The sequence below is a fragment of the Arthrobacter sp. U41 genome (assembly GCF_007679325.1).
In the GTDB taxonomy this organism is placed as follows: Bacteria; Actinomycetota; Actinomycetes; order Actinomycetales; family Micrococcaceae; genus Arthrobacter.
This window is the reverse complement of record NZ_VEGI01000003.1, coordinates 290,069-313,685: the sequence shown is the minus strand read 5'-3', so window position 1 is coordinate 313,685 and position 23,617 is coordinate 290,069. Positions and strand designations below refer to the sequence as shown.

Below are 23,617 nucleotides of genomic sequence, written 5' to 3'. Positions count from 1 at the left end.
CTCAGCCTTCCACCCAGCGGGCGCCCAGCGGGCCCTCGAGGAGCCCCTCGGCGATGATCAGGTCCAGCGGCGTGGTGATCTTTAGTGATTGGCTGGCGCCGCGGACCGCGTGGACGGGGACGCCGAGGAGTTCCACCAGCATGGCGTCGTCCGTGACGGCTGCTGCCTGGCCGGCGTCGAAGGCGGCCGCGGCCTCGTGGGCACGCCTGAGGGTGGCAAGGTCGAATCCCTGCGGGGTCTGCACGGCCCGGAGGGTTTCCCGGGCCGCGGTGCCGGTGACGATCTCGGGGGCGATAGCGGCGCCGTCGCCGGTGGACGGTTCCACGGTTTTGACCGTGTCCACCACGGGGATCACGGGGATGACGGCCTGGGCGCCCGCCGCGAGGGCGTGGGCCACACGGTGGAAGACGGCCTCCGGCGCCAGTGCCCGGGCGGCGTCGTGGACCAGGACGGCCTCCGTGGCCGGCAGGAGCGCTGCCAGTGCGGCGCGAACTGACTCGGCCCGGCTGGAGCCGCCGTCGATGATGGTCACGACCGGGGGCTGCCCGCCGCCCGGTGCGGGCGCGCGCAGGTGCTCCGCCTTGAGGTCCCGCGCGAAGGCGTCGCAGAGGGCATGGAGCTCCGTGTCCCCGGGAGGAATGGCGACGCAGATCTGCTGCGCGATGCCTGCCGCCGCGACGCCACGCAGGGCGTGGGTGAGGATGGTGTCACCGCCCAGCGGAACCTTGGCCTTCGGCATACCGTAGCCCAGGCGCTGGCCGGAGCCGGCAGCCACGACGATGACGGCAGTGACGGGACCGGCCGGTGACGTGTTCGTCGGTGCAGTATCCATGCGGACAAGACTACGTCCCCGCACCCGCAGCATCCCACTGAGCTGTCACTTCCGGTGCTTCCGGGGCGCTGTTAAGGACCAAAGGTGAGAGCGCAACCCCGGGGGCGGGCGGAGCGGGCAAGAAGAAACCCCGGCAGCCGTTGGCCACCGGGGTTCGATTCTTGTCTATTCGACGTGCTGCTTAGGAAGCCAGGACCTCGTCGAGAACGCTTGCAGCCTTCTCTTCATCAGTCTTCTCAGCCAGCGCCAGTTCTGAAATCAGAATCTGGCGGGCCTTGGCCAGCATGCGCTTCTCCCCTGCGGAGAGACCCCGGTCGTGATCGCGGCGCCACAGGTCGCGGACGACCTCTGCCACCTTGATGACGTCACCGGAAGCAAGCTTTTCCAGGTTTGCCTTGTATCGACGTGACCAGTTGGTGGGCTCTTCAGTGAACTCGGCCCGCAGCACTTCAAACACGTGCTCCAGACCTTCTTTGCCCACTACGTCCCGGACCCCAACAAGGTCAACGTTTTCTGCTGGAACTTCAATGGTCAGATCACCCTGAGCCACCTTGAGCTTGAGATACATCTTCTCTTCGCCCTTAACAGTGCGCATCTTGATTTCTTCAATTTTGGCTGCACCGTGGTGAGGGTAAACTACTGTCTCGCCGACCTCAAAAACCATGTGGACATTCCCCTTTCCCGCAGACCAGTTTATCACGTTTAAGGCATACGTCTGCCATGGAACGCGCCCCAGAACCGCATGAATACGGGGAAAATGGCCCCAAACAGCCCCTCCAGACCCCTTGACGAAAGCGGATATTAGTGCATCACCCCGCCTTTGCCAAGGGCCGGAGGCATCCCCGCAATCGGCCTGCCAGGCCCGGAACCCGGGGGCAATCTACGCGACCCGAATCAGCGTTTGGCACCGATTGCCGATAGGCTATGGCTGAATACTGTTCCAAGACTCTCAAGGAGTACGTGACGTGGGTTTCACTGCGATGAACCGGGGCCAGCGCGGCAAGCTGGCAATGGCAACGGCGGCTCTGGGCATCGGTCTGCTCTCCGTAACGGGCTGCGGCTACACCAACCCCCAGGCGACCGGCATGGAGTACGCGGCATCGGACGGAACGCAGGCCAACGTGGGCCCGCTTCAGCTGCGCAACATGATGATCATCTCCGGCGCTGAGGACAAGCCCGGCCGCGTGATCGGCGCTGTCTACAACACTTCCACCGAGGACGTGACCCTGACCATCCTCGGTGCCGCCGGCGCCCAGACCCAGGTCCCGGTCAAGCCGAACTCCTACACGCTGCTCAACGATTCCACGGACGAAGCCATCCTGAGCACCACCGGGGGCGCTCCGGGATCCCTCGTCGAGGTCAGCATCAGCGAAGACGCCACGAACCAGGACACGACGTTCAAGGTTCCGGTGCTGGACGGAACAATCTCCGACTACCAGCAGTACCTGCCGCCCGGCAGCGAGCCCACCGGCACCGCCACGCCGACCCCGACGCCAACGACCGACGCAGGCCACTAGTCTCCACACAAAAGGAGGGGCACCCGCACTGAGCGTTCAGTGCGGGTGCCCCTCCTTTTCTGCGTGCGCTTTGCGCGCCCGGCCTGCGGGCGGGCGGCCTGCGGGCGCGCGGCCTGCCGGCCTGCGGCCGGGCCTGCGGGCGGGCGGCCGGGCCGAACGGGCTTTAGGGGTCGAACTTGTAACCCAGGCCGCGGACCGTGATCAGGTGCCGCGGCGCGGAGGGATCCGGCTCGACCTTGCTGCGCAGCCGTTTGACGTGGACGTCCAGGGTCTTGGTGTCCCCCACGTAGTCCGAGCCCCAGACCCGGTCAATGAGCTGCCCCCGGGTCAGGACCCGGCCGGAGTTCCGCAGGAGCATCTCCAGCAGCTCGAATTCCTTCAGGGGGAGGGAGACCTGCTCGCCGCTGACGGTGACCACATGCCGCTCAATGTCCATTCGCACGGGTCCGGCCTGCACCGTGCTGGAGACCAGTTCCTCGGGCTCGCCCTGGCGTCGCAGCACAGCCCGGACACGGGCTACCAGTTCCCGGGATGAGTAGGGCTTGGTGACGTAGTCATCGGCGCCGAGTTCCAGCCCCACGACCTTGTCGATCTCCGCGTCCTTTGCTGTCAGCATGATGACCGGGACGGACGAGCGCTGCCGCAGCTGCCGGCAGACCTCAGTGCCGGACTGTCCGGGCAGCTGCAGGTCCAGCAGCACCAGGTCCGCTCCGTTGCGGTCAAATTCGATGATGGCGTCCAGTCCGTTGTCCACCACCTCCACTTCGAACCCTTCCTTGCCCAACAGATAGGACAGAGGGTCGCTGAACGACTCTTCGTCCTCGACAACTAGAATCCTGCTCAAGCGGTAGCTCCTTGTTCATGGGCGCCTGCGGCGTCACGTCGTACGGGTCTTGGGTTCTGGGACGCGCCGGGCGCCGCGGACCCGGCGGTCGCGCGGGCCGCCGGGTCTCGCTCCTCGGTGGCGGCGTCGTTGTCCATGCCCTCCAGTTCCGGAAGGCGGATGGTGAAGGTGGAGCCTTGGCCGGGCTGTGACCAGAGGGTCACCTCTCCGCCGTGGTTGGCCACCACGTGTTTGACGATGCTGAGGCCAAGGCCGGTGCCGCCCGTATGGCGGGACCGTGCGGCGTCCACGCGGTAGAAGCGTTCAAACACGCGTTCCTGGTCCTCGGGGCTGAGCCCCTCGCCCTGGTCTGTCACGGACACAGCCACCAGGCCGTCCTTGGACCGAATGCCGACCCCGACGCGGGTATTTTCCGGGGAGTAGCGGATGGCGTTGTCGATGAGGTTGCGCAATGCGGTCACCAGCTGGTCCTGGTCGCCGTACACCATGGCGTCCGCGTGTCCGCCGACCACCAGTTCGATGTTCCTGCTCTCGGCCGGCAGCTGGGACCGGTCCACGGCCTCGGCGACGACGGTGTTGATGTCCACGGCCCGCCCCTGCTGCGCGACGTTGGTGCCCTGCAGCCGGGAAAGTTCGATGATGTCCTGCACCAGGGCGGCCAGGCGGGCGGATTCCTTGTGGGTGCGCTTGGCGAAGCGCCGCACGGCTTCCGGGTCATCGGCGGAGGATTCGAGCGCTTCGGCCAGCAGCGAGATGGCTCCGACCGGCGTTTTCAGTTCATGGGAGACGTTGGCAACAAAGTCGTTGCGGACTTCCTCGGTGCGGGTGACCTCGGTCCGGTCGTCGGCCAGCAGGAGGATGTATTCCTCCGCGATCACGGCCGCCCGCACCTGGACCACGATGGTCCCCTGGCCCAGCGGACCCCTCGGGAGTTCCAGAAGACGTTCGAGGATGACGCCGTCACGCCGGACTTTGGCTGTCATCTCCAGCAGCTGCTCGTGGACCAGGGTATGGCCGCGAACGAGGCCGTAGGCGTACGCGGCGGGACTGGCCCGGACGACGCCGTCGATCGCGTCCACCACCACGAAAGCCCGTCCGACGGCGGCGAGCACCTCGGCGGCGCCCTCGGGAAGCGAGGGATCCTCGAACTCGACGTCCACCAGCTTGCGCTGCCGCTCGCTGACCCGGAACGCTTGCACTCCGAAGACGCCAAGCGCCAGGCCGATCAGGCCGGCGATCACGCCGATAAGCATTGGATCCACGGCTCCAGCTTATGCTCTGCCCCGCGTCGGAAACTGTAATCTTCCGGTATTCCCGCTCCGGTTCAGCTAACGTTCACCTATTGGGGCGTAACAGTTCACCGGATGCTGGAACACTTGACAGTTGGAGCGCCGCGAGGTGACCGAAATGGGCCCGCCACTGTTGGTGGCCGGCAGTATTTCCGAGGAAAGGATGCACACGTGCGCAAGGTTTTTCAGGAAGAGCTCGCCCAAGTGGGGGAACAGCTCGTCGAGATCTCAAAGCTGGTCAGCGAGGCCATTGAGAAAGCCACGACGGCCTTCGAGGGCGCCGACATCGATCTTGCCGAGGACGTCATCGCGGCCGATGCGCGGATCGACTTCCTGCAGAACAGCCTCGACGAGCGCGCCATCGATATCCTCGCGCTGCAGGGTCCCGTGGCCAGTGACCTGCGGATGATTGTGGGATCCCTCCGGATGAGCGCCTCCCTGGAGCGTATGGGTGACCTCGCCCGGCACCTCGCCCAGCTCGCGCGCCTGCGCTATCCCGCCACCGTGGTTCCCGCCCAGCTGAGCGAGACCTTCAAGAGCTTCGCGGAACACGATCTGCTGATCGCCGAGAAGCTCACGGTGCTGCTGGAAACCCGGGACCTCGAAGTGGCCAGGGACATCATGAAGGCCAACACGGCCGTGAACGACCTGCACCTGAGCGTTTTCAAGGCGATCGCCCGCAGCGACTGGCAGGAGTCCCCGGCCACCACCGTCGACGTCGCACTGGCCAGCCGCTACTTCGAACGCTTCGCGGACCACGGCGTGTCCGTGGCGCAGAAGGTCACCTACCTGGTCACCGGTGCGTGGCAGCCGAACGGCATCGAGCACAGCTAGCTTTCAGACCCCGGGGCGGGGGAACAGGGTCCAGACTTCACAACATACGACGCCGGCCGGTCACCTTGCGAGGTGACCGGCCGGCGTCGTATGTTCAGTGGCTGCGTGAGCCGGACGCTACTTCTTGCCCTGGTTGGCGACGGCCTGGATAGCTTCGGCTGCGGCCTCGGGATCGAGGTAGGTGCCGCCCGGGTTGACCGGCTGGAAGTTCTCGTCCAGCTCGTAGACCAGGGGGATGCCCGTGGGGATGTTCAACCCGGCGATGGCCTCGTCGCTGATGCCGTCCAGGTGCTTGACGAGGGCGCGCAGGGAGTTGCCGTGGGCCGTGACCAGGACGGTTTTGCCGGCCTTGAGGTCTTCCTTGATGTCCGATTCCCAGTAGGGCATCAGGCGGACCAGGACGTCCTTGAGGCACTCGGTGCGGGGCAGGTCGTCGCCGAGGTCCGCATAGCGCGGATCGTGGGCCTGGGAGTACTCGGAGTCGTCGGCCAGGGGCGGCGGCGGGGTGTCGTAGGACCGGCGCCAGGTCATGAACTGCTCTTCACCGTATTCGGCGAGGGTCTGCGCCTTGTCCTTGCCCTGCAGCGCGCCGTAGTGGCGTTCGTTGAGCCGCCAGTCGCGCTTGACCGGGATCCAGCCGCGGTCGGCCTTGTCGAGGGTCATGTTGGCGGTGTTGATGGCCCGCTTCAGCAGAGAGGTGTAGACGACGTCCGGGAGGATGTTGTTCTCCACAAGAAGCTCGCCGCCGCGGATCGCCTCGGCCCGGCCCTGGTCGTTGAGGTCAACGTCCACCCAGCCGGTGAACAGGTTCTTGGCGTTCCATTCGCTGTGGCCGTGGCGCAGCAGAATCAGCTTATAAGTCATGGTTTTCATCCTAGCGGAGCGGCCGCGGGCAGTGCCGTGCGTTACATCAAGCCCGCGCTGGAGTGCCGCGCCGGAGGATAAGGTGGGCAGGTGGTGCAGAAGGCTGAGCGGGTGGCGCCCCCGCACCCCCACGTAGTGGACAAACGCGTAGTGGACAAACGCGGCGCGGACAAACGCGGCGTGGACAAAGGCGGATCCCGCGCCGGCCGGCCGGTGGGCAACATTACCCGCGGCACCACCAACCCCAACCGGATGCGCCGGCTGGACCGCTGGCTGACCGGAACGCAGGCCTGGCGGCTGCGCACTGCGGCCGATCCCCTTGTTGTGGATCTGGGCTACGGCGCCTCCCCGGCCACCGCCGTCGAACTCTTTGACCGGCTGTCCGTGATCCGGCCCGACGTGCGGGTGGTCGGAATCGAGATCGAGCCCGAGAGGGTCCGGCTGGCCCGGGAGCTGGAACGGCCCGGGCTGAGCTTCCAGCTGGGCGGGTTCGAACTGCCGGTGCCCGGCCGTCCCGTCCTGGTGCGGGCCTTCAATGTGCTGCGGCAGTACGAGGAAGCCGACGTCGCGGCCATCTGGCGGCTGGTGCAGGGGCGGCTGGCGCCGGGCGGGCTGTTCATTGACGGCACCTGCGACGAGATCGGCCGCCGGGTGACGTGGGTGGCGCTCGACGCCGAGCGGCCGCTGAGCCTGAGCCTGTCGATGCGGTTCGGCAGTTTTGTGTTGCCGTCAGAGGTGGCCGAGCGGTTGCCGAAAGCCCTTATCCACCGGAACGTCCCGGGCGAGCGGATTCAGCTCTTCCTGCAGGCCATGGACAAGGCCTGGCTGGAGGCGGCGCCGCTGGCGTCCTTCGGAAACCGGCAACGCTGGACGGCCATGTGCCGGTCACTGCGCGACGGCGGCTGGCCGGTCCAGGACGGCCCGTCCCGGTGGCGGCTGGGAGAACTTACGGTCGGCTGGGACGCGGTGGCGCCGGGTTAATCCGGAAAGGTCACCAGGGGCCGTAGGGGCCCATGTTGCGGCTGCCGCCGCGGCCGGCGTCCTTGACGGCAGGGCGGACATCGGCGAGGTAGACGGACGCCGCCGTTACGGCGACCAGGCCGAACAGTCCCAGCGGGCCCAGGAGGCCACCGCCGCCGCCCAGCAGGGAGAGCAGGCCGACGGCCAGGGCGCCGCCGGTGACGGCCAGCCAGAAGGTCTTGGTGCGCTTGGACACGGCTTCGAAGGCGTTCCCCTTGTGCCGCAGGCAGTCAAAGAATGCCCACACCTCGAGGGCAAGGGCTACCAGGGCCAGGAGAAAATAGATCCCTGTTTCGACATAGTAAATAAGCGCTCTTCCGTCCATCCCCCCAGCCTAACCGTCCAGAGTGGCCAGAGCCTGCTCCAAATCGGCCCAAAGGTCCTCGACGTTTTCGATCCCGACGCTCATCCGGACCAGGTTGTCCGGCACACTGGCCGGCTCGGCCGTATGCCGCCGCCGCCGTTCGATCAGGGACTCCACGCCACCCAGGGAGGTGGCCGGGAGCCACAGCTTCAGTGCACGGATCATCCGGTCCGCGGCGTCGGCTCCGCTGAGGCCGCTAGTGTGGCCGCCGTCGGCGCCGTTCCCGCCGCGGGCGACTGGGGCCATTTCGATGCACAGCACCGAGCCGAACCCTTTCATCTGGCTCTTGGCCCGTTCGTGGCCGGGATCGGAGGCAAGTCCCGGGAACCGGATGCTGCTCACCCGGGGATGGGTGCGCAGCCGCTCGGCCAGCACCGCCGCCGAGGCCTGCGACCGCTCAACCCGCAGGGCCAGCGTGCGCAGCCCGCGCAGCGCCAGCCAGGCCTCAAAGGGCCCGGCGATGCCGCCGTGGATGGTGCGGTGGTGCAGCAGCGTGGCGCGGAGTCCGGCATCGGACGTCACCAGGGCGCCCAGCACGACGTCGGAGTGGCCGGAGAGGTACTTCGTCACCGAGTGCAGGACGACGTCGGAGCCCAGTGCCAGCGGCTGCTGCACCAGGGGCGTCGAGAAGGTGTTGTCCGTGACGACGACGGCGCCGGCCGCGTGCGCGGCGGCTGTCAGCGCACGGATGTCCGCGACGCCCAGCATCGGGTTGGTGGGGCTCTCCAGCCAGAGCATATCGGCGGGCCGTCCGTCCGCCGGAGCGAGCTGCGCCAGGACGGCGTCGGTGTCCGCGATGTCCACGGTGCGCAGTTCCAGGAAGCCCTTCCCGGCAAGTTCCGTGGCCATTACCAGGGAGCCCGCGTAGCTGTGGGACGGCATAACCAGCACGCCTCCGGCGGGCACCAGGGATAGGGCCGAACTGACGGCGGCAAGGCCGGAGGCGTAGAGCAGGCCGGGAAGCGCGGCGCCTTCGAGCTGGCTGAGGGCTTCCTCGAAGGGGTCCCAGGTGGGGTTGGAGTAGCGCCCGTAGCCGCGGTCGCCGTCCCCCAGCGGACCCGTTCCGAAATAGGTGGAGGACAGCACCAGCGGAGGATTGACAGGTGCGTCGCGTTCACGCGGCGGGCGGGCGGCCGCCACAACGACTGTTTCTGCGGAAAGCGCGGCTGCCTGTTGTTCGGAAAGACTCATGGTCACAGGGTACTTCGGGGCCCGGCAGGGCGCCCAAGCCGTGACGCCGCGGCGCGTTTCTGTCAGGGATTGTCGGTAGGCTAGAACAGTGACTACCCAGAACCCCGGACTGTTTATCGCCTTCGAAGGCGGCGACGGCGCCGGCAAGTCCACGCAGGCGGCTGCGCTGGCCGCGGCGCTCGAGTCGCGCGGCCTGACGGTGCTGCGGACCCGGGAGCCGGGCGGCACTCCGATCGGCGAGAAGCTCCGTTCCCTGGTCCTGGACCACGGCCACGGCCACATCGACGCGCACACCGAGGCCCTGATTTTCGCGGCGTCCCGCGCCGCCCACGCCAGCCAGGTCATCCGCCCCGCCCTGGAGCGCGGCGAGATCGTCCTCACCGACCGCTACATCGACTCCTCGGTCGCCTACCAGGGCGCGGGCCGGAACCTCGGCACCGACGCCGTCCGGGACATCAACCACTGGGCCACGTCGGGCCTGCAGCCGGACCTCACGGTGCTGCTCGACGTCGACCCCGAGGTGGGGCGCCGCCGCCGCACGGCAGGCGACGCCGCCGAGGACCGGCTGGAATCGGAGGCCGATGAATTCCACGCCAGAATCCGGACCGCCTTCCTCAACCTCGCCGCGGCCAGGCCAGAGCACTACCTCGTCCTCCCCGCCCGCCTCCCGGTCGAGGACCTGGCCGCCCGGATCCTCGAGCGGGTCGAGGCCTTGTTGCCCCTCCCCCGCAGGGTCAAAGCATGAGCGTCTGGGACGACCTCCAGGGCCAGCCCGCCGTCGTGGACCAACTGCGCCAGGCAGCCCAGGGCGAAGGCCTGACCCATGCGTGGCTCTTCACCGGCCCGCCGGGTTCGGGCCGGTCCAACGCGGCGAAGGCCTTTGCCGCCGCCCTGAACTGCGACCAGGACGACGTCAACCTGCGCGGCTGCGGCGAATGCGCCGCCTGCCTGACGATCCTGGGCGAAACACACTCCGATGTGGCCTTTGTGCGCACCGAAAAGGTCACCATCACCATCGATGAGGCCCGTGATCTGGTCTCCACCGCCGGGAACCGGCCGTCCTCGGCGCGCTGGCGCATCATTGTGGTGGAGGACGCGGACCGGATGGCGGAACGCACCACGAACGTGCTGCTCAAAGCGATCGAGGAACCGACTCCCCGCACCGTCTGGATGCTCTGCGCGCCGTCCCCCGCCGATGTCCTCGTCACCATCCGTTCCCGCTGCCGCCCGGTGGCGCTGCGGCTTCCGCCCGCGGCCGACGTCGCGGCGCTGCTGGTGAAGCGCGACGGCGTCGACCCCGCCGTCGCCGAACGTGCGGCCCGGGCCGCGCAAAGCCATGTCGGGATCGCCCGGCGGCTGGCCCGCGATCCCGAAGCCCGTGAGCGGCGGCTCGAGACCGTGCGGTTCCCCCTGGGCCTCCGGGGTGTCACTGCCGCGGTGTTGATGGCCGAAAAGCTCGTCAAGATCGCCACGGAGGAAGCCAACAGCTCCAACGATGAGCGCGACGCGGCGGAAAAAGCCGCCCTGCTGGCCACCCTCGGGGCGCCCGAAAGCGGCACGCTGCCGCCGGCCATGCGCGGCCAGGTCAAGCAGCTGGAGGATGACCAGAAGCGCCGCGCCAAGCGTTCGGTGACCGATTCCCTTGACCGCACGCTCACCGACCTGCTGTCCTTCTACAGGGATGTGCTGATCATCCAGATGGGGAACGCCGTGGAGCTGGTCAACGTTGAACTCAGGAGTGAACTCGAGGAGTTCGCCCGCCACTCCTCCGCCGAAACCACCCTTGCCCGCATGGACGCCATCAACAAGGCCCGCAAACGGATCACCACCTCCAACGTGGCCCCGCTGCTGACCATCGAGTCCATGGCAGCCAGCCTCATCTGAGGGACCATCCCGTGACCCCGTCCCCTCCAAGGAGAACCGTATGAAGTCTGCACGAGCCGTGCCCGCCAGATCCCGATCCCTAGCGATCGGCATGCGGGCACTCGGGGCCATGGCCCTGGCCCTGACGCTCTCCTCGTGCACCCTCCTCGGCGGCAACAGCGGGGCGAAAGACGCCAGCACGCCGAATCCCGAGATCGCCGACGCCGCTCCCGCCGAACTCCGCAGCTACTACACCCAGCAGGTCGACTGGGCCGAGTGCGAGTCAGACTTCGAGTGCGCCAAGGTCAAGGTCCCGATGGACTACAGCAAGCCCGACGGCGAGACCATTGAAATCGCGGCGCTCAGACTGCCCAGCGAGGGCAGCAACAAGAAGGGCAGCCTGCTGGTCAACCCCGGCGGCCCCGGCGGCTCCGGCTACGACTTTGTCCGGGACGCCGGCTCCACCAACATCTCGGAAAAGGTCCGCTCCAACTACGACATCGTCGGATTCGATCCGCGCGGGGTGAAACGCTCGGCGCCGGTCACGTGCATGACCGACCAGGAGCGCGACGCCGCCCGGGCCAAGGTCTATGACCTCGGCACGGACGCCGGGCTGGCCGAGTCCATCGCAGACAACAAGGCCATCGCCGCCCAGTGTGCGGAGAAGACCGGTCCCGTCCTTGGCCACATCGACACAGCCAGTGCAGCCAAGGACCTGGACATTCTGCGCGCCGTGCTCAACGACACCAAGCTGAACTACCTGGGCTACTCCTACGGCACCTTCCTTGGCTCCACGTACGCCTCGCTGTTCCCGGACAACGTCGGCCGGATGGTCCTCGACGGCGCGATGGATCCTTCGCTGAGCTATGAGGAGCTGACCAGCGGGCAGGCGAAGGCGTTCGAGAAGGCCATCCGTGCCTACGTGACGCACTGCCTCGAAGGAAGCGACTGCCCGCTCAGCGGCACCCCGGACGACGCCGTCGCGCAGATCCAGGACATCATCGCTGCTGTGGAGGCGGACCCGCGGGCCGCGAAGGACGGCCGGGTAGTCAACGCCTCCATGTTTGTCAGCGGCTTCATCCTGCCGTTCTACAACGATGACAACTGGCCCCTGCTGACGCAGGCCCTGGACAGCGCGCTGAAGGGCGACGTGACGCCGATGCTGCGGCTCGCTGACTTCGGCGCGGACCGGGAGCCGAACGGCAGCTACTCCGGGAATTCGAGCTTCGCGTTCTCTGCCATCAACTGCCTGGACTACCCGATGGTGACGGATACGGCCGGGATGCGGGCTGACGAGCAGCAGCTGCGCCAGGACTCCCCCACGCTGGGCTCCTACTTCGCCTACGGTGGCACCAGCTGCCTGGACTGGCCGTACAAAAACGTCCGGACCCCCGCTCCGGCGGAGTACAAGGGCTCCACGGACATCCTCGTGATCGGCACCACAGGTGACCCTGCCACCCCGGTGGAGTGGGCCACGGAGCTGCGCAAGCAGCTGGGTACCGCAGCGCTGCTGACGTGGGAGGGCGAGGGCCACACGGCCTACGGCCGCGCAGGTGAGTGCATCGGCGATGCGGTGGACGGCTACCTCGTGGACGGCAAGACCCCTGCGGACAACACCGTCTGCTGAGGCGTCCCGCCCTCATTTTGACCCGGGCCGGAGGACTCAACTACAGTTATCTCTGGCATGAAGCGACCGGGTCACCCGAACACTTCACGCGGTTGCTTCCTTAGCTCAGTTGGTAGAGCGTCTCACTCGTAATGAGAAGGTCGCCAGTTCGATTCTGGCAGGAAGCTCGGAAAGAACCCCTGGAAATCAACGATTTCCGGGGGTTCTGTCGTTTTCGTTGACAAACGGATTGCTTTGAGCATTCCCTCCGTTTTCGATCCATTCTCAGCGTGCCCGTCACTTTTTCGTCACCTTGACTGCTGCTGCCCGCTGGAGGTTTCCGAAGCCCGGTCTCTGGAAGCGCTTCTTCAGAACCTGACCCGCCACATTTTCCAATGGCAAGCGACACGGAGCGTCGCGCGGTAGCCCGCCGGCGGTAGTGACCTGATCGGTGGCCCCTATGCTGGCGTTTCATCCCGGCGCTAGTCCCCGGTTCCCGCCTCCCTGGGCGGGGTCTTCCGGACCCGGGCCGCTGGCTGGGGGATCCGCGCCACCAGCGCGCCATGGGCGGCCTGGAGGGTGGCGGCGGTGGCTTCGGCCGCGGTTTCCCGCCGTGATGCCTCGGCCGCCTCTGTTGCGGTCTGTGCCGTGGCCTGGGCGGCGGCCAGCTCCCGGGCTATGTTCCGGCTGAGCCGATCCAGTCGGAGCGCAGGTCACGGCGGTCAGGACGACTGTGGATGCATACTTCGTCTCCTCTCGATCGGGACCGTTGATTCTGCAACGAATGGGGAGTACGGTTTTTTTCGAACTCCTGTGTCAAAAGTCACTGAAGCGCTGGGAAGGGGACTCCCATGGATACGCCCGACACCGAGCCGGACCCGATGAACAGTGCACGCACCCTCCGCCTGGTATGGCCGCAGTGGCAAGGTGCCGGCCGGGACGTGGTTGCCCTGTTGCTGCCCGAGGTTCCCATCGAGGAGGCCCGCCGCGCCTACACCGTCGGTAACCGCGTCCTCGAAGCCATCCTGCCCACGCATAGCGGGCCAACCGAGATCGTCCCGGTCGACGGAGGAAACCCGGATGAGGGGTCCACGGACGGTATCGAGTCGCGGTCCGCGATCACTGCCTCCCTGGCCTCTGCCCTGGAGGCCCTGGGGCGGCACGACGTGGACCGCATCCTCACCCTCGGAGGCGACTGCTCTGTCAGTGTGGCGCCGTTCGCCGCGCTCGCGAATAAGTACGGGAGGGACCTCGCCGTCGTGTGGATCGACTCCCACCCCGACGTCGACACCCCCAACACCGCGTACGACGGGTATCACGCCATGGCCGTGACGACTCTGACCGGTCACGGTGACCAAGGCATCGTCAGCATGCTCCCGGCGACAATCGATCCGGCCCGGGTTGCGCTGGCCGGACTGCATTCGTGGTTTGAGGACGCCTACGCGAATATCGACGCGTGGGGCCTGCACGCGTTCAGCCCGGGAGACCTGCGGACGACGAGCGAACCGCTTCTGCAGTGGCTGGCCGCTACCGGAGCGAGCAAGGTCGCCATCCATTTGGACGTTGACAGCGTGGACAGCAATGAGGCGGTCCTTGGTTTGGGGATGGTCCCCGATGGTTTGAGCCGGGCACAGGTCCAGCGCGTCGTCACGGATGTGGCAGGCGCCGCCGACGTTGTCGGGCTGACGGTGGCTGAGTTCATTCCACGCAACGTCCTGGCCCTTCAGGGTTTGCTTCGCGGCCTGCCGCTTATCACCGCCTGACACAAGGGCAGCGTCTCTTCCGTGGCCTGGACCCCTGACCGGCTGTCGTTGCATTCGGCCCGAAGGCACGTGCCGCCGCAGTCCTCGAGACCCGAAGCCCGGAACCCCGTCGTCGCCGCCGGCGGCTTCGGCGGCACCCTCGACGTCGACCCCGACGTCCTTGGCGGGCCCCGTGGCCGCAGCGACGCCTGCGTCCGCCAACCTGGCTGCCGGCGGCCTTGCCGGCGCGGTCCTGCTGTCATTTGGAGGACTGTTGGCTATTGCATGGGTGTTTCTGGACCTCCGGAATCCCGGCTAGCAGGCAGGGGGCCGCGGGCACGCGCCGCCCGGCGCCGCTGACCCATCCGGAGGGCAATCTTGCGGAGCTCGGCGAACCACAGCACTGTGGAGGCCAGGAGAACGCAGACAGCCCAATGACCGGGGTCCAGGGACGCGGTCCCAAAGGCCCGCTGCAGGAAGGGCAGCTCGACGACGGCCACCTGAAGCGCTGCGGCCAGGAGCACCGACCCCCAGAGCCACTTGTTCACGAAGAGCCGGCGGAAGGCCGACGTCGTCTCCGACCTGGCATTGAACGCGTTGAACAGCTGTGCGAACACCAGGGTGGTGAAGCCGGCGGTCCGTGCGACGTCAAGCGAGTCGCCGCCGTCGGGGACCAGCCCGCCGGGCAGGAAGATGTCGATGGCCAGCAGGGATGCAACGGCCATGACCAGGCCGATGCCCAGGATGCCCCGCCACATCCGCGGGCCAAGGATCCGGTCATTCCGTGAGCGGGGCCGGCGGGACATCACGTCGTCTATTTCCGGGTCGACGCCCATGGCCAGAGCCGGGCCGGAGTCCGTCACAAGATTGATCCACAGGATCTGCGTGGCCAGCAGCGGCACGGCGATTTCGCCGGCGCCCGCTCCGGCCAGGCCCATGGCGCCGGCAAACACGACGCCGAGGAACACCGTGAACACTTCACCCATGTTCGAGGAAAGCAGGTAGCGCAGGAATTTCTCGATGTTCTCGAAGATGACCCTGCCTTGGCGCACCGCCGCGACGATTGTGGCGAAGTTGTCGTCACCGAGGATCATGTTCGAGGCTTCCTTCGTGACCTCGGTGCCGGCGATGCCCATGGCGATGCCAATGTCCGCGGTCTTCAGCGCCGGCGCGTCGTTGACGCCGTCCCCGGTCATCGCCACCACGTTGCCGTCGGCCTGCAGTGCAGTGATGATCTGCAGTTTGTTTTGCGGCGCCACCCGCGCGTACACCGAGGTGTTACGGGCCAGCGCACGCAACCCTGCCTCATCCAGTTCATCCAGTTCGGCTCCGGTGACGGCCCGCTCCCCCGGCCCGGCGATGCCCAGATCACCGGCGATCCGTGCCGCGCTGAGCGGGTGGTCCCCGGTAATCATCACAACGCGGATGCCTGCCCGGCGCGCCTCAGCCACGGCGGGTGCCGCTTCTGCCCGCGGCGGGTCCAGGATTCCGACGACGCCGATATAGACGAGCGTGCTCTCGTCCTCCTCGTCGAGGATGTCGGCTTCGTGGCGGTCCGCTTCGGTGTACCTGCGATATGCCACGCCAAGGGTGCGGAAGGCCCGGGCGGAGAGTTCCTCCACGTCGCCCAGCGCCCGGGCGCGGCGTTCCGGGTCCAGCGGGACCACGTCCCCGCCGAGCTGCATCCCGGTGCAGCGGTCCAGCAGGACGTCGGGGGCGCCCTTGGTGACCAGCGACAGTGTGCCGACCTCCCGGTGGCGCGCCAGCGCGGACATCAGTTTCCGCTCCGACGTGAAGGGGATCTCGCCACGACGTTCAAACTCCCCCACCCTTTCCGGGACACCTTCCAGCTTCCGGGCCGCGACGAGGAAGGCCGCTTCGGTCGGGTCGCCCTGGATTTCCCAGTCGCCGTCGTGCTCCCGGAGCTGCGCGTTGTTCGCGAAAGAGCCGCCGGCGAGCACCATTCGTACTTCCTGGAGCAGGGCCGGATCACGGACTTCCTGGCCGTTGTGAAGCACGTGGCCCTCTGGCCGGTATCCGACACCGGTGAGCTCGGCCTCGCCGGAGGCGGTGCGGATCCTGCAGATGGTCATCTGGTTCCTGGTCAGCGTCCCGGTCTTGTCCGAGGCGATGACCGAAGCGGAGCCGAGGGTTTCCACCGAATGCAGCTCCTTGACCACGGCCTTGCGCCTGGCCATGTCCTGGACTCCCATGGCGAGGACCACTGACAGGATCGCCGGCAGTCCCTCGGGCACGGCCGCCACGGCCAGCGAAACCCCCAGCAGCAACACCGCCACCAGCCCTGTCAGCGTGTTCACCCCGCTGACGAGGATGATCGTGGTCATCACGATGACAGCGATTGCGACCACCGAGAGGCCGAGCAGTCTGCTGACGCTCGCGATCTCCTGCTGCAGCGGCGTGGGCGCGTCCTCTGCGGCTGCCAGCATTCCTGCGATCCCGCCGACTTCGGTGTCCATGGCGGTCCCGGTGACCACTGCGCGGCCCACGCCCCGCGCCACGGCCGTTCCCTTGTAGACCATGTTCTGCCGGTCACCGAGGGGTACGTCACCGCTGAGGAGGCGGGTGTCTTTGAAGACCGGCGCGCTTTCTCCGGTCAGCGAGGACTCGGCGACGACCAGGGAATTCGCCGTAATCAGCCTGGCATCAGCGCCAACGGAATCACCTTCGTTCAGGACCAGTATGTCGCCCGGCACCAAGGCCGCGGACGGCACCGTTTTCAGTTCACGGTCCCGCAGCACCGTGGAGTTCGCCGCGGTCATCACCCGCAGCGCGGCAACGGCAGTCTCGGCTTTGTTTTCCTGGACGAAGCCGAGGACGCCGTTGAACAGCACCACGGCCCCGATCACGATCGCGTCCACCGGCGGACCGGCGGCACCTTCCACCGCCCAGGCAATCACCGCGATGGTGATAGCGGCCAGCAGCAGGTAGATCAGCGGGTCCTGGAACTGCCGGAGGATCTTCCGCCACAACGGCACCGCCGGTGTGGCGAGAAGTTCATTGGCGCCGTAGCGTGCCAGGCGGCGTTGGGCTTCGGTGGAGTCCAGCCCGGAGGCAGGGTCGACGTCGAGCGCGTCCAGCGCTTCCATGGCGCGGCGGAGATGCCACGGGACGGGGCTGCCGGCGCCACGGGCGGCCCCGCCCCTCTCCGTCATGGACGCGGTGCTGGAAGGACGGTGCGGGGCTTCCCCGGGTCTGACGCCGCGTGGCGGTTCGTTCATGACGCTGTCACCCGCATGCTCCCAGCATCACCAATCCCGCGGAGGCGGGCAAGAGCCCTATGCCCCGGGTCCCGCCGCTGCCGTCACCGGGCGTCGGCACCCGGCGTCGGCAGGTCCGGGCTTCTATGATGCTTGCATGGAAGCACACGGGCTGGCGGACGTTGCGGCGCACCTCTATGCCCTCCCGTTCGACGATTTTGTCGCCGCACGGACTTCTGCCGCCAAGGACGCGGCCGCCGCAAAAGACCGGTCCCTCGCCGCGGACGTGCGTTCCCTGCCCAAGCCGTCCGTGGCGGCGTGGACGGTGAACATGCTCGCGGCCCGGCGGCCGGAGGTCCTCCGCGAACTCGCCGGGCTGGGGCAGTCGATGCGCGCCGCGCAGTCCGCCCTCGACGCCCAGGAGCTTCGCCGGCTGGGACAGGAGCGGCGCCAGCTGCTGAACGGCGCGGTCACGGCGGCGCAGGCGGTCGCCGAAGAGCTGGGCCGGAAGATCAGCGGAACGATTGCGTCGGAGGTGGAGGCCACCCTACGCGCGGCGACGGCGGATGAGGGGGCAGCTGCTGCCGTGCAGTCCGGCCGCCTGCTCCGGGGGCTGTCCGCCGACGGCGTCGACGTCGTGGATCTTTCGGGTGCCGTTGCGCTGCCCGGCCTCGTGGTGCCGGCACCGCCGGGTTCCCCGCGTCGCCCTCCCGCGGAACGCACTGGAACGTCCGGCGGCTCCGGAACCCCCGCCGGGACCCCTGCCGGCAAAAACTCGGACCAGCCCCGGCTGCGGGCTGTCCGCCCGGACACCCGGAAATCCACTCCGTCGGCAGTGGAACGGGCCCAGGCCCTGCTCAAGGACGAGGAAGAAGCGTCGGGTGAGGCTGCAGCGGAAGCCCGGCAGGACGAGGAGGAGCTGGCGTCCTCCACCACGCTGGCCTCGGAGCTCTCCGACACGGTCAGGGACCTGCGGGAACAGCTGGCCCTGCGCGAGCAGGAACTCAGGGCCGCCCGGAAACGGCGCGAGCTGGCAGCCGCCCGGGCGCAGCAGTCAGCCCGGGCCGCTGCCCGGGCGGCGCGCACCGCGGACCTCGCCCGGGAACGGGTGCTGCGGCTTGGCAACACGCCGGACTCATGACCCCAAAGTGTCGGAGGCCGGCAGGACACTTAATTCATGGAAACCAACCAGTACTTTGAAGTCACGTATCTGGACACGGACTGCGGGCGCATCCGTACCGAGGCCTTCGACGACGTCGCGGATGCCGAGCGCTTCGCCAGCCGCCAGGCCGCCGACGAGCACGGCTGGGCCATCATCGACGCCGTGCCGGTACGGGAAAGCCGCAAAGCCGCCTGAGCCCGGGCCGCGGGGTATCCGGACAGCAGCAGGGCCCCCACCCGGTTCGGATGAGGGCCCTGCTGCGGTCTGCGCCGGTTTCGCCGGGTACGGCTTAGGCGAAGTCGGAAACTGCCGGGTCGGGGCCAATGCGGCCAGCGCCCTCGGCTGACTTGTCCAGGCCGTTGATGGCCTGCACATCGGTCTCGTCCAGGCTGACCTCAAGCGCAGCGTAGTTCTCGCGGATGCGGGATTCGGTCACGGACTTGGGGATGACCACGTTGCCGATGGCCAGGTGCCAGGCGATAACCACCTGCGCCGGAGTGGCGTTGTGCTTGGCCGCGATCTGGGCGATGACCGGGCTCTCCAGCAGCTCGCCGCCCTGGCCCAGCGGCGACCAGGCCTGAGTGAGGATGCCCTTTGAGGCGTTGAATTCGCGCAGCTCGGACTGGTTGAAGAAGGGGTGCAGTTCCACCTGGTTGATGGCCGGCACGACGCCGGTCTCGTCAATCAGCCGCTGCAGGCCTTCCTTGGTGAAGTTGGAGACGCCGATGGTCTTGACGCGGCCCTGCTTCTGCAGCTCGATGAGAGCCTTCCAGGTGTCCACGTACTTGTCCTGCTTGGGCTGCATCCAGTGGATCAGGTACAGGTCCAGGGTCTCCAGGCCAAGGCGCTCCATGGATTCCTCGAAGGCCTTCAGCGTGGACTCGTAACCCTGATCCGCGTTCCACAGCTTGGTGGTGATGAAGATGTCCTCAGGCTTGAGGCCGGACCGCTCGATCGCACGTCCTACTCCTGCTTCATTGCCGTAGATCTTGGCGGTGTCAATGTGGCGGAATCCGGCTTCGAAAGCCTGGACAACCACCTTCTCGGCGACGTCGTCTTCAACCTGCCACACTCCGTAGCCAAGCTGGGGAATGGTGTTGCCGTCATTGAAAGTCAGTACCGGTGAAAGAGTCATTCAGCCATCCTGCCAACGCCTGCAAGGGACCGCCAGCGCAAAGCCCGTAGCTAAGCTAGGCGCTTAACCGGGAATTTTAGGCGCGGGGACGGGGGCGGGCGGACCTCAGTCCGTGGCAGCCGACTCCGCAAGCCGGTGTTCGGCGTCATTGACCTGCTCCAGCACCGACGCGGCGCGGCGCCGTACCGACTCTGCGCCGGCCGGGACGGGACCGACGGCGAGACGGAGCATCGCCGCCGCTTCGGCCGTGGTGGCCAGGGAGTTCCCGGCCGTGGACAGGGCGCGGTGGACCCCGGCCAGGCTCCCCGGGATGTCGAGGCCCTCGCTGGGTGCACGCCGCTGGGCCTCCACGCAGACCTGCCGGACCCGCCCGGAGAGCGTCGACAGTTCGTTGGCGATCTCAAGGAGCTCGGCGTAGAGGGCTTCGTCCTCCACGCCCTCGAGGACCTGGTGGTAGCGGTCCAGGCCACGGGTGAAGCGGTCGTGGGCCCGCCGCCAGAGTCCCTTGCCGAGTTCGGCGTCGTCTTTCCGTCCCTGCCGGGCGGCACTGAAGAGTCCCAAGGCTGCCCTAAAGGTATTGGCCGGGGCCGTGGTCCGGGTCCACGGGGACGGGAGCCTGCCTGGGATCCTGCCCCGGTCTGGGCGCCGCGGCGCGCTGGGGCTCGCCATTTTCACCGATGATCACGCCAGGGGCGATCACCGTTCCGGGCGGCAACTGGCGGAGCTGAGCCTGCGCGGCAGCGTGCTCCCGGGCGGAGTGCTGGGCTGCGAGGGCCGTCTGGATGCCGTGGAAGAGGCCTTCGAGCCAGCCGACCAGCTGCGCCTGGGCGATCCGCAGCTCCGCGTCCGACGGTGTCCCCTCGGCGGGGAAGGGAAGCGTGATCCGTTCCAGCTCGTCGACAAGTTCCGGGGCGAGGCCGTCTTCGAGTTCTTTGATCGAGCGTTCGTGGATGCCGGCCAGCCGCGTCCGCGCCGCGTCATCGAGCGGAGCGGACTTCACTTCGTCCAGGAGCTGCTTCATCATGGTGCCGATCCGCATCACCTTCGCGGGTTCGTCAACGAGATCCTGGAGCCGGCTGGCCCGCGCGGCCCCGGCAGACGCTGCCGCCTGGACCTGGTGTTCATTCCCCCCGTGCGGGTCGGGCTCTCCCGACTGTTCCCGCTTCCGTGCTTCCGGGCCGCCGTCGCCCGTCGTCTGGGGGTACAGGGTGGCGCCCTCGACGGGGACCTCGTCGGCGGGCTGAGTGTCGTGCGGATCGCTCATGGCTTCATACTCTCACGAGCCCGGAGCGGCGCAGGCGGCGTGCCGGGGCGGCACGCCCGGCTCAACATATGGGGCGCAGCAATCGGGCCCTGACCGGGCCGACAAACAGCAGCGGGCGCCGTCGGGCACTGGTGTGCCCGACGGCGCCCGGCTGGCGGTCATTCCGGTCGGTCGAAACCGGTCAGCAGCACCGGCCCTGCGGGTTGGCGTCCTGACGGTCCGTCTGGTCCCGCCAGAATTCCCGCTCGGTCATCGGCGGGGAGTCGTGGCCGGCTTCGGCGTGATGCGCCAGGTACTTTGCATACGCGTCCGCGCCCATCACACCGCCCAGGTACCGGGCGAATCCCCGGAAGCCCGCAACTATGGTGTTCATCTCCGGCTCCGCATCAGTGGTGGGCGGACTTCTCGGTCCGCTTGTCCGCCGGCAACTGATTCCACTGGGCAATGAGCTCCCGCTCGGACGCGCTGGGAACCGGGCCGGCCGGGGCGAAGACCCTGGACGGCAGTGCCGGATCCTCATTGCTGGTGGTGGCCAGGCCGGCCTTAACGTTGCGGAACGCCTTGTACGTGGCGACCAGGGCGGTCGTGATGACGATGATGCTGAGCACCACGAAGATGACCGAGAGCCAGCCCTGGATCGCGGTGTTGCGGACCACGGCCTCCATCGCCGGGACGGTCTTGGCCGTACCGAAGGAGGTTTTGCCCTCCTCGAGTGCCTTGGAGAACGCGGCGTTGTTGGCGAAGTAGCCCACTGCCGGAGTCGAAGAGAAGATCTTCTGGTAGCTGGCCGTGATGGTCACGACGGCTGCGAAGGCCAGCGGAATGGCCACGATCCAAATGTACTTGAAGGAGCCCTTCTTCGCCGCGATCGCGAGGCAAACGGACAAGGCGATGGCGGCCAGCAGTTGGTTGGCGATGCCGAACAGCGGGAACAGCGTATTGATGCCGCCCAGCGGGTCCGTGACCCCCATCAGCAACACGGCGCCCCAAGCACCCACCATGACGGCGGTGCAGAGCCAGGCGCCGGGACGCCAGGAGTGCTCCTTGAACTTCGGGATGAAGTTGCCGATTGAGTCCTGCAGCATGAACCGGGCAACGCGCGTGCCGGCGTCGACCGCGGTGAGGATGAACAGGGCCTCGAACATGATGGCGAAGTGGTACCAGAAGCTCATCATGGCGGTGCCGCCGATGAACTGCTGCATGATGTGGGCAAGGCCCACGGCCAGGGTCGGGGCGCCGCCGGTGCGCGAGACGATGCTTTCCTCGCCGACGTTGGCAGCCGTCTCGGCGAGCATGTTGGGGCTGATGTTGACGCCGGACAGTCCCAGGCTGTTGACCCAGGCGGCTGCGGTTTCCACGGTGCCGCCGGTGAGGGCTGCCGGGGAGTTCATGGCGAAGTAGAGTCCTCGGTCGATGGAGATCGCCGCGACGAGGGCCATGACGGCCACGAAGGACTCCATCAGCATGCCGCCGTACCCGATGTAGCGGGTCTGGCGTTCCTTTTCGATCAGCTTCGGTGTGGTGCCGGAGGCGATCAGGGCGTGGAATCCCGAGAGTGCGCCGCAGGCGATGGTGACGAAGAGGAACGGGAACAGCGCGCCCGGGAAGACAGGTCCGTTGTCGCGGCTGGCGAATTCGCTGAAGGCCGGGACGGAAATTTCCGGGCGGACCACAATGACGGCCAGGGCCAGCATCACGATGACGCCGATCTTCATAAAGGTGGAGAGGTAGTCACGCGGCGCCAGGAGGAGCCAGACCGGCAGGATGGCGGCAATGAAGCCGTAGATGATGAGGGCCCAGGCGAGGGTGACCTTGTCCAGCGTGAAGAGGGCGTCGCCCCATTCGGTGGCGGCGACCACGCCTCCGCCGATGATGGCGGCCATGAGCAGCACGAAGCCGATCAGCGAGACTTCCATGATCCTGCCGGGGCGGATGAAGCGCAGGTAGACGCCCATGAAGAGGGCGATCGGGATGGTCAGGCCGACGGAGAAGACCCCCCACGGGCTCTCGGCCAGGGCGTTGACGACGACGAGGGCCAGGATGGCGACGATGATCACCATGATCAGCAGGGTGGCGATCAGCGCGGCGGTGCCGCCGATGACGCCGAGTTCCTCGCGGGCCATCTGGCCCAGGGAGCGCCCGCCGCGGCGCATGGAGAAGAACATCACGACGTAATCCTGGACGGCTCCGGCGAACACGACGCCGATGATGATCCAGATGGTGCCGGGGAGGTAGCCCATCTGGGCTGCGAGGATCGGGCCCACCAGGGGGCCGGCGCCGGCAATGGCGGCGAAGTGGTGGCCGAACAGGACGTTGCGGTCCGTGCGGACGTAGTCCTTGCCGTCTGCTTTGTACTCCGCGGGGGTGGCCCGGCGGTCGTTCGGCTTGAGCAGGTAGCGCTCGATGACCTTGGAGTAGAAGCGGTAGCCGATCAGGTAGGTGCACACCGCGGCGAACACGAACCAGATGGCGTTGACCGTTTCACCGCGGACGATCGCGAGCATGAACCATGCCACGGCGCCCAGCAGGGAGATACCCACCCAGAGCCCGATCTTGGCCGGCGTCCATTTGCGCTCTTCGGCGTCGCGCACGGATTCGTCCACTGCAGTGGGCGGCAGGGCCGGATCCGGCGTAATGCCGTCCTCGACCAGTAAGTTCTTTGGCGTGCCATCCGGCATAGTGCCCATGTCTCCTCCTTGAGAAACCCCGAGTGGGGCAAATCCACTCGACAGATGTGCCCCAAGGCACCCTACCAACGGCAGCGTTCCATGGGTATGACTTTGCGCCAGGCGGGCCCGGCCGGGCGACGAGCGGTGGGGCTGCGCGGGTTTACCCGATTCCGGCGGCTACACAGCACCTTGAGTTTAAGCGC

22 protein-coding genes and 1 tRNA gene are annotated in these 23,617 nt (G+C 67.5%); 10 read left to right on the top strand and 13 right to left on the bottom strand.

The window, feature by feature from the left end:
- Position 1: 1 nt before the first annotated feature.
- Together ispD and FS787_RS12760 are read right to left on the bottom strand one after the other, a co-directional pair.
- Entirely contained in the window at positions 2 to 832 is an 831-nt protein-coding gene (ispD, locus tag FS787_RS12765) for a 2-C-methyl-D-erythritol 4-phosphate cytidylyltransferase (protein ID WP_144672775.1), read from the bottom strand.
- A gap of 181 nt (positions 833 to 1,013) precedes the next feature.
- On the bottom strand, positions 1,014 to 1,496 hold the full coding sequence (locus FS787_RS12760; protein ID WP_024367191.1) for a CarD family transcriptional regulator: 483 nt from the start codon (positions 1,494 to 1,496) through the stop codon (positions 1,014 to 1,016).
- Positions 1,497 to 1,812: 316 nt separating this feature from the next.
- On the opposite strand from FS787_RS12760, the gene FS787_RS12755 reads away from it, so the two are divergent.
- Positions 1,813 to 2,349, top strand: coding sequence for a hypothetical protein (locus FS787_RS12755; RefSeq protein WP_144672835.1), 537 nt, complete (start codon positions 1,813 to 1,815; stop codon positions 2,347 to 2,349).
- Positions 2,350 to 2,512: 163 nt separating this feature from the next.
- On the opposite strand, the gene FS787_RS12750 is transcribed toward FS787_RS12755, so the two are convergent.
- The gene (locus FS787_RS12750) at positions 2,513 to 3,193 is read right to left on the bottom strand and encodes a response regulator transcription factor (protein WP_056427215.1); all 681 of its coding nucleotides are present in this window, start codon (positions 3,191 to 3,193) and stop codon (positions 2,513 to 2,515) included.
- Complete coding sequence (locus FS787_RS12745; protein WP_144672834.1) at positions 3,190 to 4,446, bottom strand: cell wall metabolism sensor histidine kinase WalK; 1,257 nt, start codon at positions 4,444 to 4,446, stop codon at positions 3,190 to 3,192. The genes FS787_RS12750 and FS787_RS12745 overlap by 4 nt, the downstream gene beginning before the upstream one ends.
- A 207-nt stretch (positions 4,447 to 4,653) precedes the next feature.
- On the opposite strand from FS787_RS12745, the gene phoU reads away from it, so the two are divergent.
- Entirely contained in the window at positions 4,654 to 5,316 is a 663-nt protein-coding gene (gene phoU, locus FS787_RS12740; RefSeq protein ID WP_144672774.1) for a phosphate signaling complex protein PhoU, read from the top strand.
- Between the two features lie 117 nt (positions 5,317 to 5,433).
- On the opposite strand, the gene FS787_RS12735 is transcribed toward phoU, so the two are convergent.
- Positions 5,434 to 6,180 (bottom strand): phosphoglyceromutase, encoded by a 747-nt coding sequence (locus FS787_RS12735; protein WP_144672773.1) that lies wholly within the window; start codon positions 6,178 to 6,180, stop codon positions 5,434 to 5,436.
- Between the two features lie 150 nt (positions 6,181 to 6,330).
- Between FS787_RS12735 and FS787_RS12730 the strand changes: the two genes are divergently transcribed.
- Entirely contained in the window at positions 6,331 to 7,161 is an 831-nt protein-coding gene (locus FS787_RS12730; RefSeq protein WP_395940347.1) for a class I SAM-dependent methyltransferase, read from the top strand.
- Between the two features lie 10 nt (positions 7,162 to 7,171).
- On the opposite strand, the gene FS787_RS12725 is transcribed toward FS787_RS12730, so the two are convergent.
- A complete protein-coding gene (locus tag FS787_RS12725) occupies positions 7,172 to 7,525 on the bottom strand; it encodes a DUF2516 family protein (protein WP_144672772.1) in 354 nt (117 codons plus the stop codon).
- A gap of 9 nt (positions 7,526 to 7,534) precedes the next feature.
- The gene (locus FS787_RS12720) at positions 7,535 to 8,755 is read right to left on the bottom strand and encodes a PLP-dependent aspartate aminotransferase family protein (protein WP_144672771.1); all 1,221 of its coding nucleotides are present in this window, start codon (positions 8,753 to 8,755) and stop codon (positions 7,535 to 7,537) included.
- Between the two features lie 88 nt (positions 8,756 to 8,843).
- Here FS787_RS12720 and tmk point away from each other — a divergent pair, with 88 nt between their 5' ends.
- From tmk to FS787_RS12695, 5 genes are all read left to right on the top strand, one after another.
- Entirely contained in the window at positions 8,844 to 9,500 is a 657-nt protein-coding gene (tmk, locus tag FS787_RS12715) for a dTMP kinase (RefSeq protein WP_144672769.1), read from the top strand.
- Complete coding sequence (locus FS787_RS12710) at positions 9,497 to 10,639, top strand: DNA polymerase III subunit delta' (RefSeq protein WP_144672768.1); 1,143 nt, start codon at positions 9,497 to 9,499, stop codon at positions 10,637 to 10,639. The genes tmk and FS787_RS12710 overlap by 4 nt, the downstream gene beginning before the upstream one ends.
- A 40-nt stretch (positions 10,640 to 10,679) precedes the next feature.
- Positions 10,680 to 12,245 carry an alpha/beta hydrolase gene (locus FS787_RS12705; RefSeq protein ID WP_144672766.1) on the top strand — a complete coding sequence of 522 codons (1,566 nt, stop codon included), beginning with the start codon at positions 10,680 to 10,682 and terminating at the stop codon, positions 12,243 to 12,245.
- A 94-nt stretch (positions 12,246 to 12,339) separates the two neighbouring features.
- Positions 12,340 to 12,412, top strand: a tRNA-Thr gene (locus tag FS787_RS12700).
- A 663-nt stretch (positions 12,413 to 13,075) separates the two neighbouring features.
- On the top strand, positions 13,076 to 13,987 hold the full coding sequence (locus FS787_RS12695; RefSeq protein ID WP_186329185.1) for an arginase family protein: 912 nt from the start codon (positions 13,076 to 13,078) through the stop codon (positions 13,985 to 13,987).
- A gap of 257 nt (positions 13,988 to 14,244) precedes the next feature.
- Here the strand turns inward: FS787_RS12695 and FS787_RS12690 are convergent, their stop codons facing one another.
- Entirely contained in the window at positions 14,245 to 17,205 is a 2,961-nt protein-coding gene (locus tag FS787_RS12690) for a cation-translocating P-type ATPase (RefSeq protein WP_260982537.1), read from the bottom strand.
- A 136-nt stretch (positions 17,206 to 17,341) separates the two neighbouring features.
- On the opposite strand from FS787_RS12690, the gene FS787_RS12685 reads away from it, so the two are divergent.
- Positions 17,342 to 18,325: a hypothetical protein gene (locus FS787_RS12685; protein ID WP_144672763.1), complete on the top strand. Its 984-nt coding sequence runs from the start codon at positions 17,342 to 17,344 to the stop codon at positions 18,323 to 18,325.
- A gap of 36 nt (positions 18,326 to 18,361) precedes the next feature.
- A complete protein-coding gene (locus FS787_RS12680) occupies positions 18,362 to 18,541 on the top strand; it encodes a hypothetical protein (protein ID WP_144672762.1) in 180 nt (59 codons plus the stop codon).
- A gap of 94 nt (positions 18,542 to 18,635) precedes the next feature.
- On the opposite strand, the gene FS787_RS12675 is transcribed toward FS787_RS12680, so the two are convergent.
- The 5 genes from FS787_RS12675 to FS787_RS12655 form a co-directional block, all read right to left on the bottom strand.
- Positions 18,636 to 19,481 carry an aldo/keto reductase gene (locus FS787_RS12675; protein ID WP_144672761.1) on the bottom strand — a complete coding sequence of 282 codons (846 nt, stop codon included), beginning with the start codon at positions 19,479 to 19,481 and terminating at the stop codon, positions 18,636 to 18,638.
- Between the two features lie 105 nt (positions 19,482 to 19,586).
- The gene (locus FS787_RS12670) at positions 19,587 to 20,042 is read right to left on the bottom strand and encodes a hypothetical protein (protein ID WP_144672759.1); all 456 of its coding nucleotides are present in this window, start codon (positions 20,040 to 20,042) and stop codon (positions 19,587 to 19,589) included.
- Positions 20,043 to 20,049: 7 nt separating this feature from the next.
- Entirely contained in the window at positions 20,050 to 20,745 is a 696-nt protein-coding gene (locus FS787_RS12665) for a bacterial proteasome activator family protein (RefSeq protein ID WP_144672757.1), read from the bottom strand.
- Between the two features lie 181 nt (positions 20,746 to 20,926).
- Positions 20,927 to 21,118, bottom strand: coding sequence for a YbdD/YjiX family protein (locus FS787_RS12660; protein WP_144672755.1), 192 nt, complete (start codon positions 21,116 to 21,118; stop codon positions 20,927 to 20,929).
- Between the two features lie 13 nt (positions 21,119 to 21,131).
- Positions 21,132 to 23,432: a carbon starvation CstA family protein gene (locus tag FS787_RS12655; RefSeq protein WP_144672753.1), complete on the bottom strand. Its 2,301-nt coding sequence runs from the start codon at positions 23,430 to 23,432 to the stop codon at positions 21,132 to 21,134.
- Positions 23,433 to 23,617: the final 185 nt, after the last annotated feature.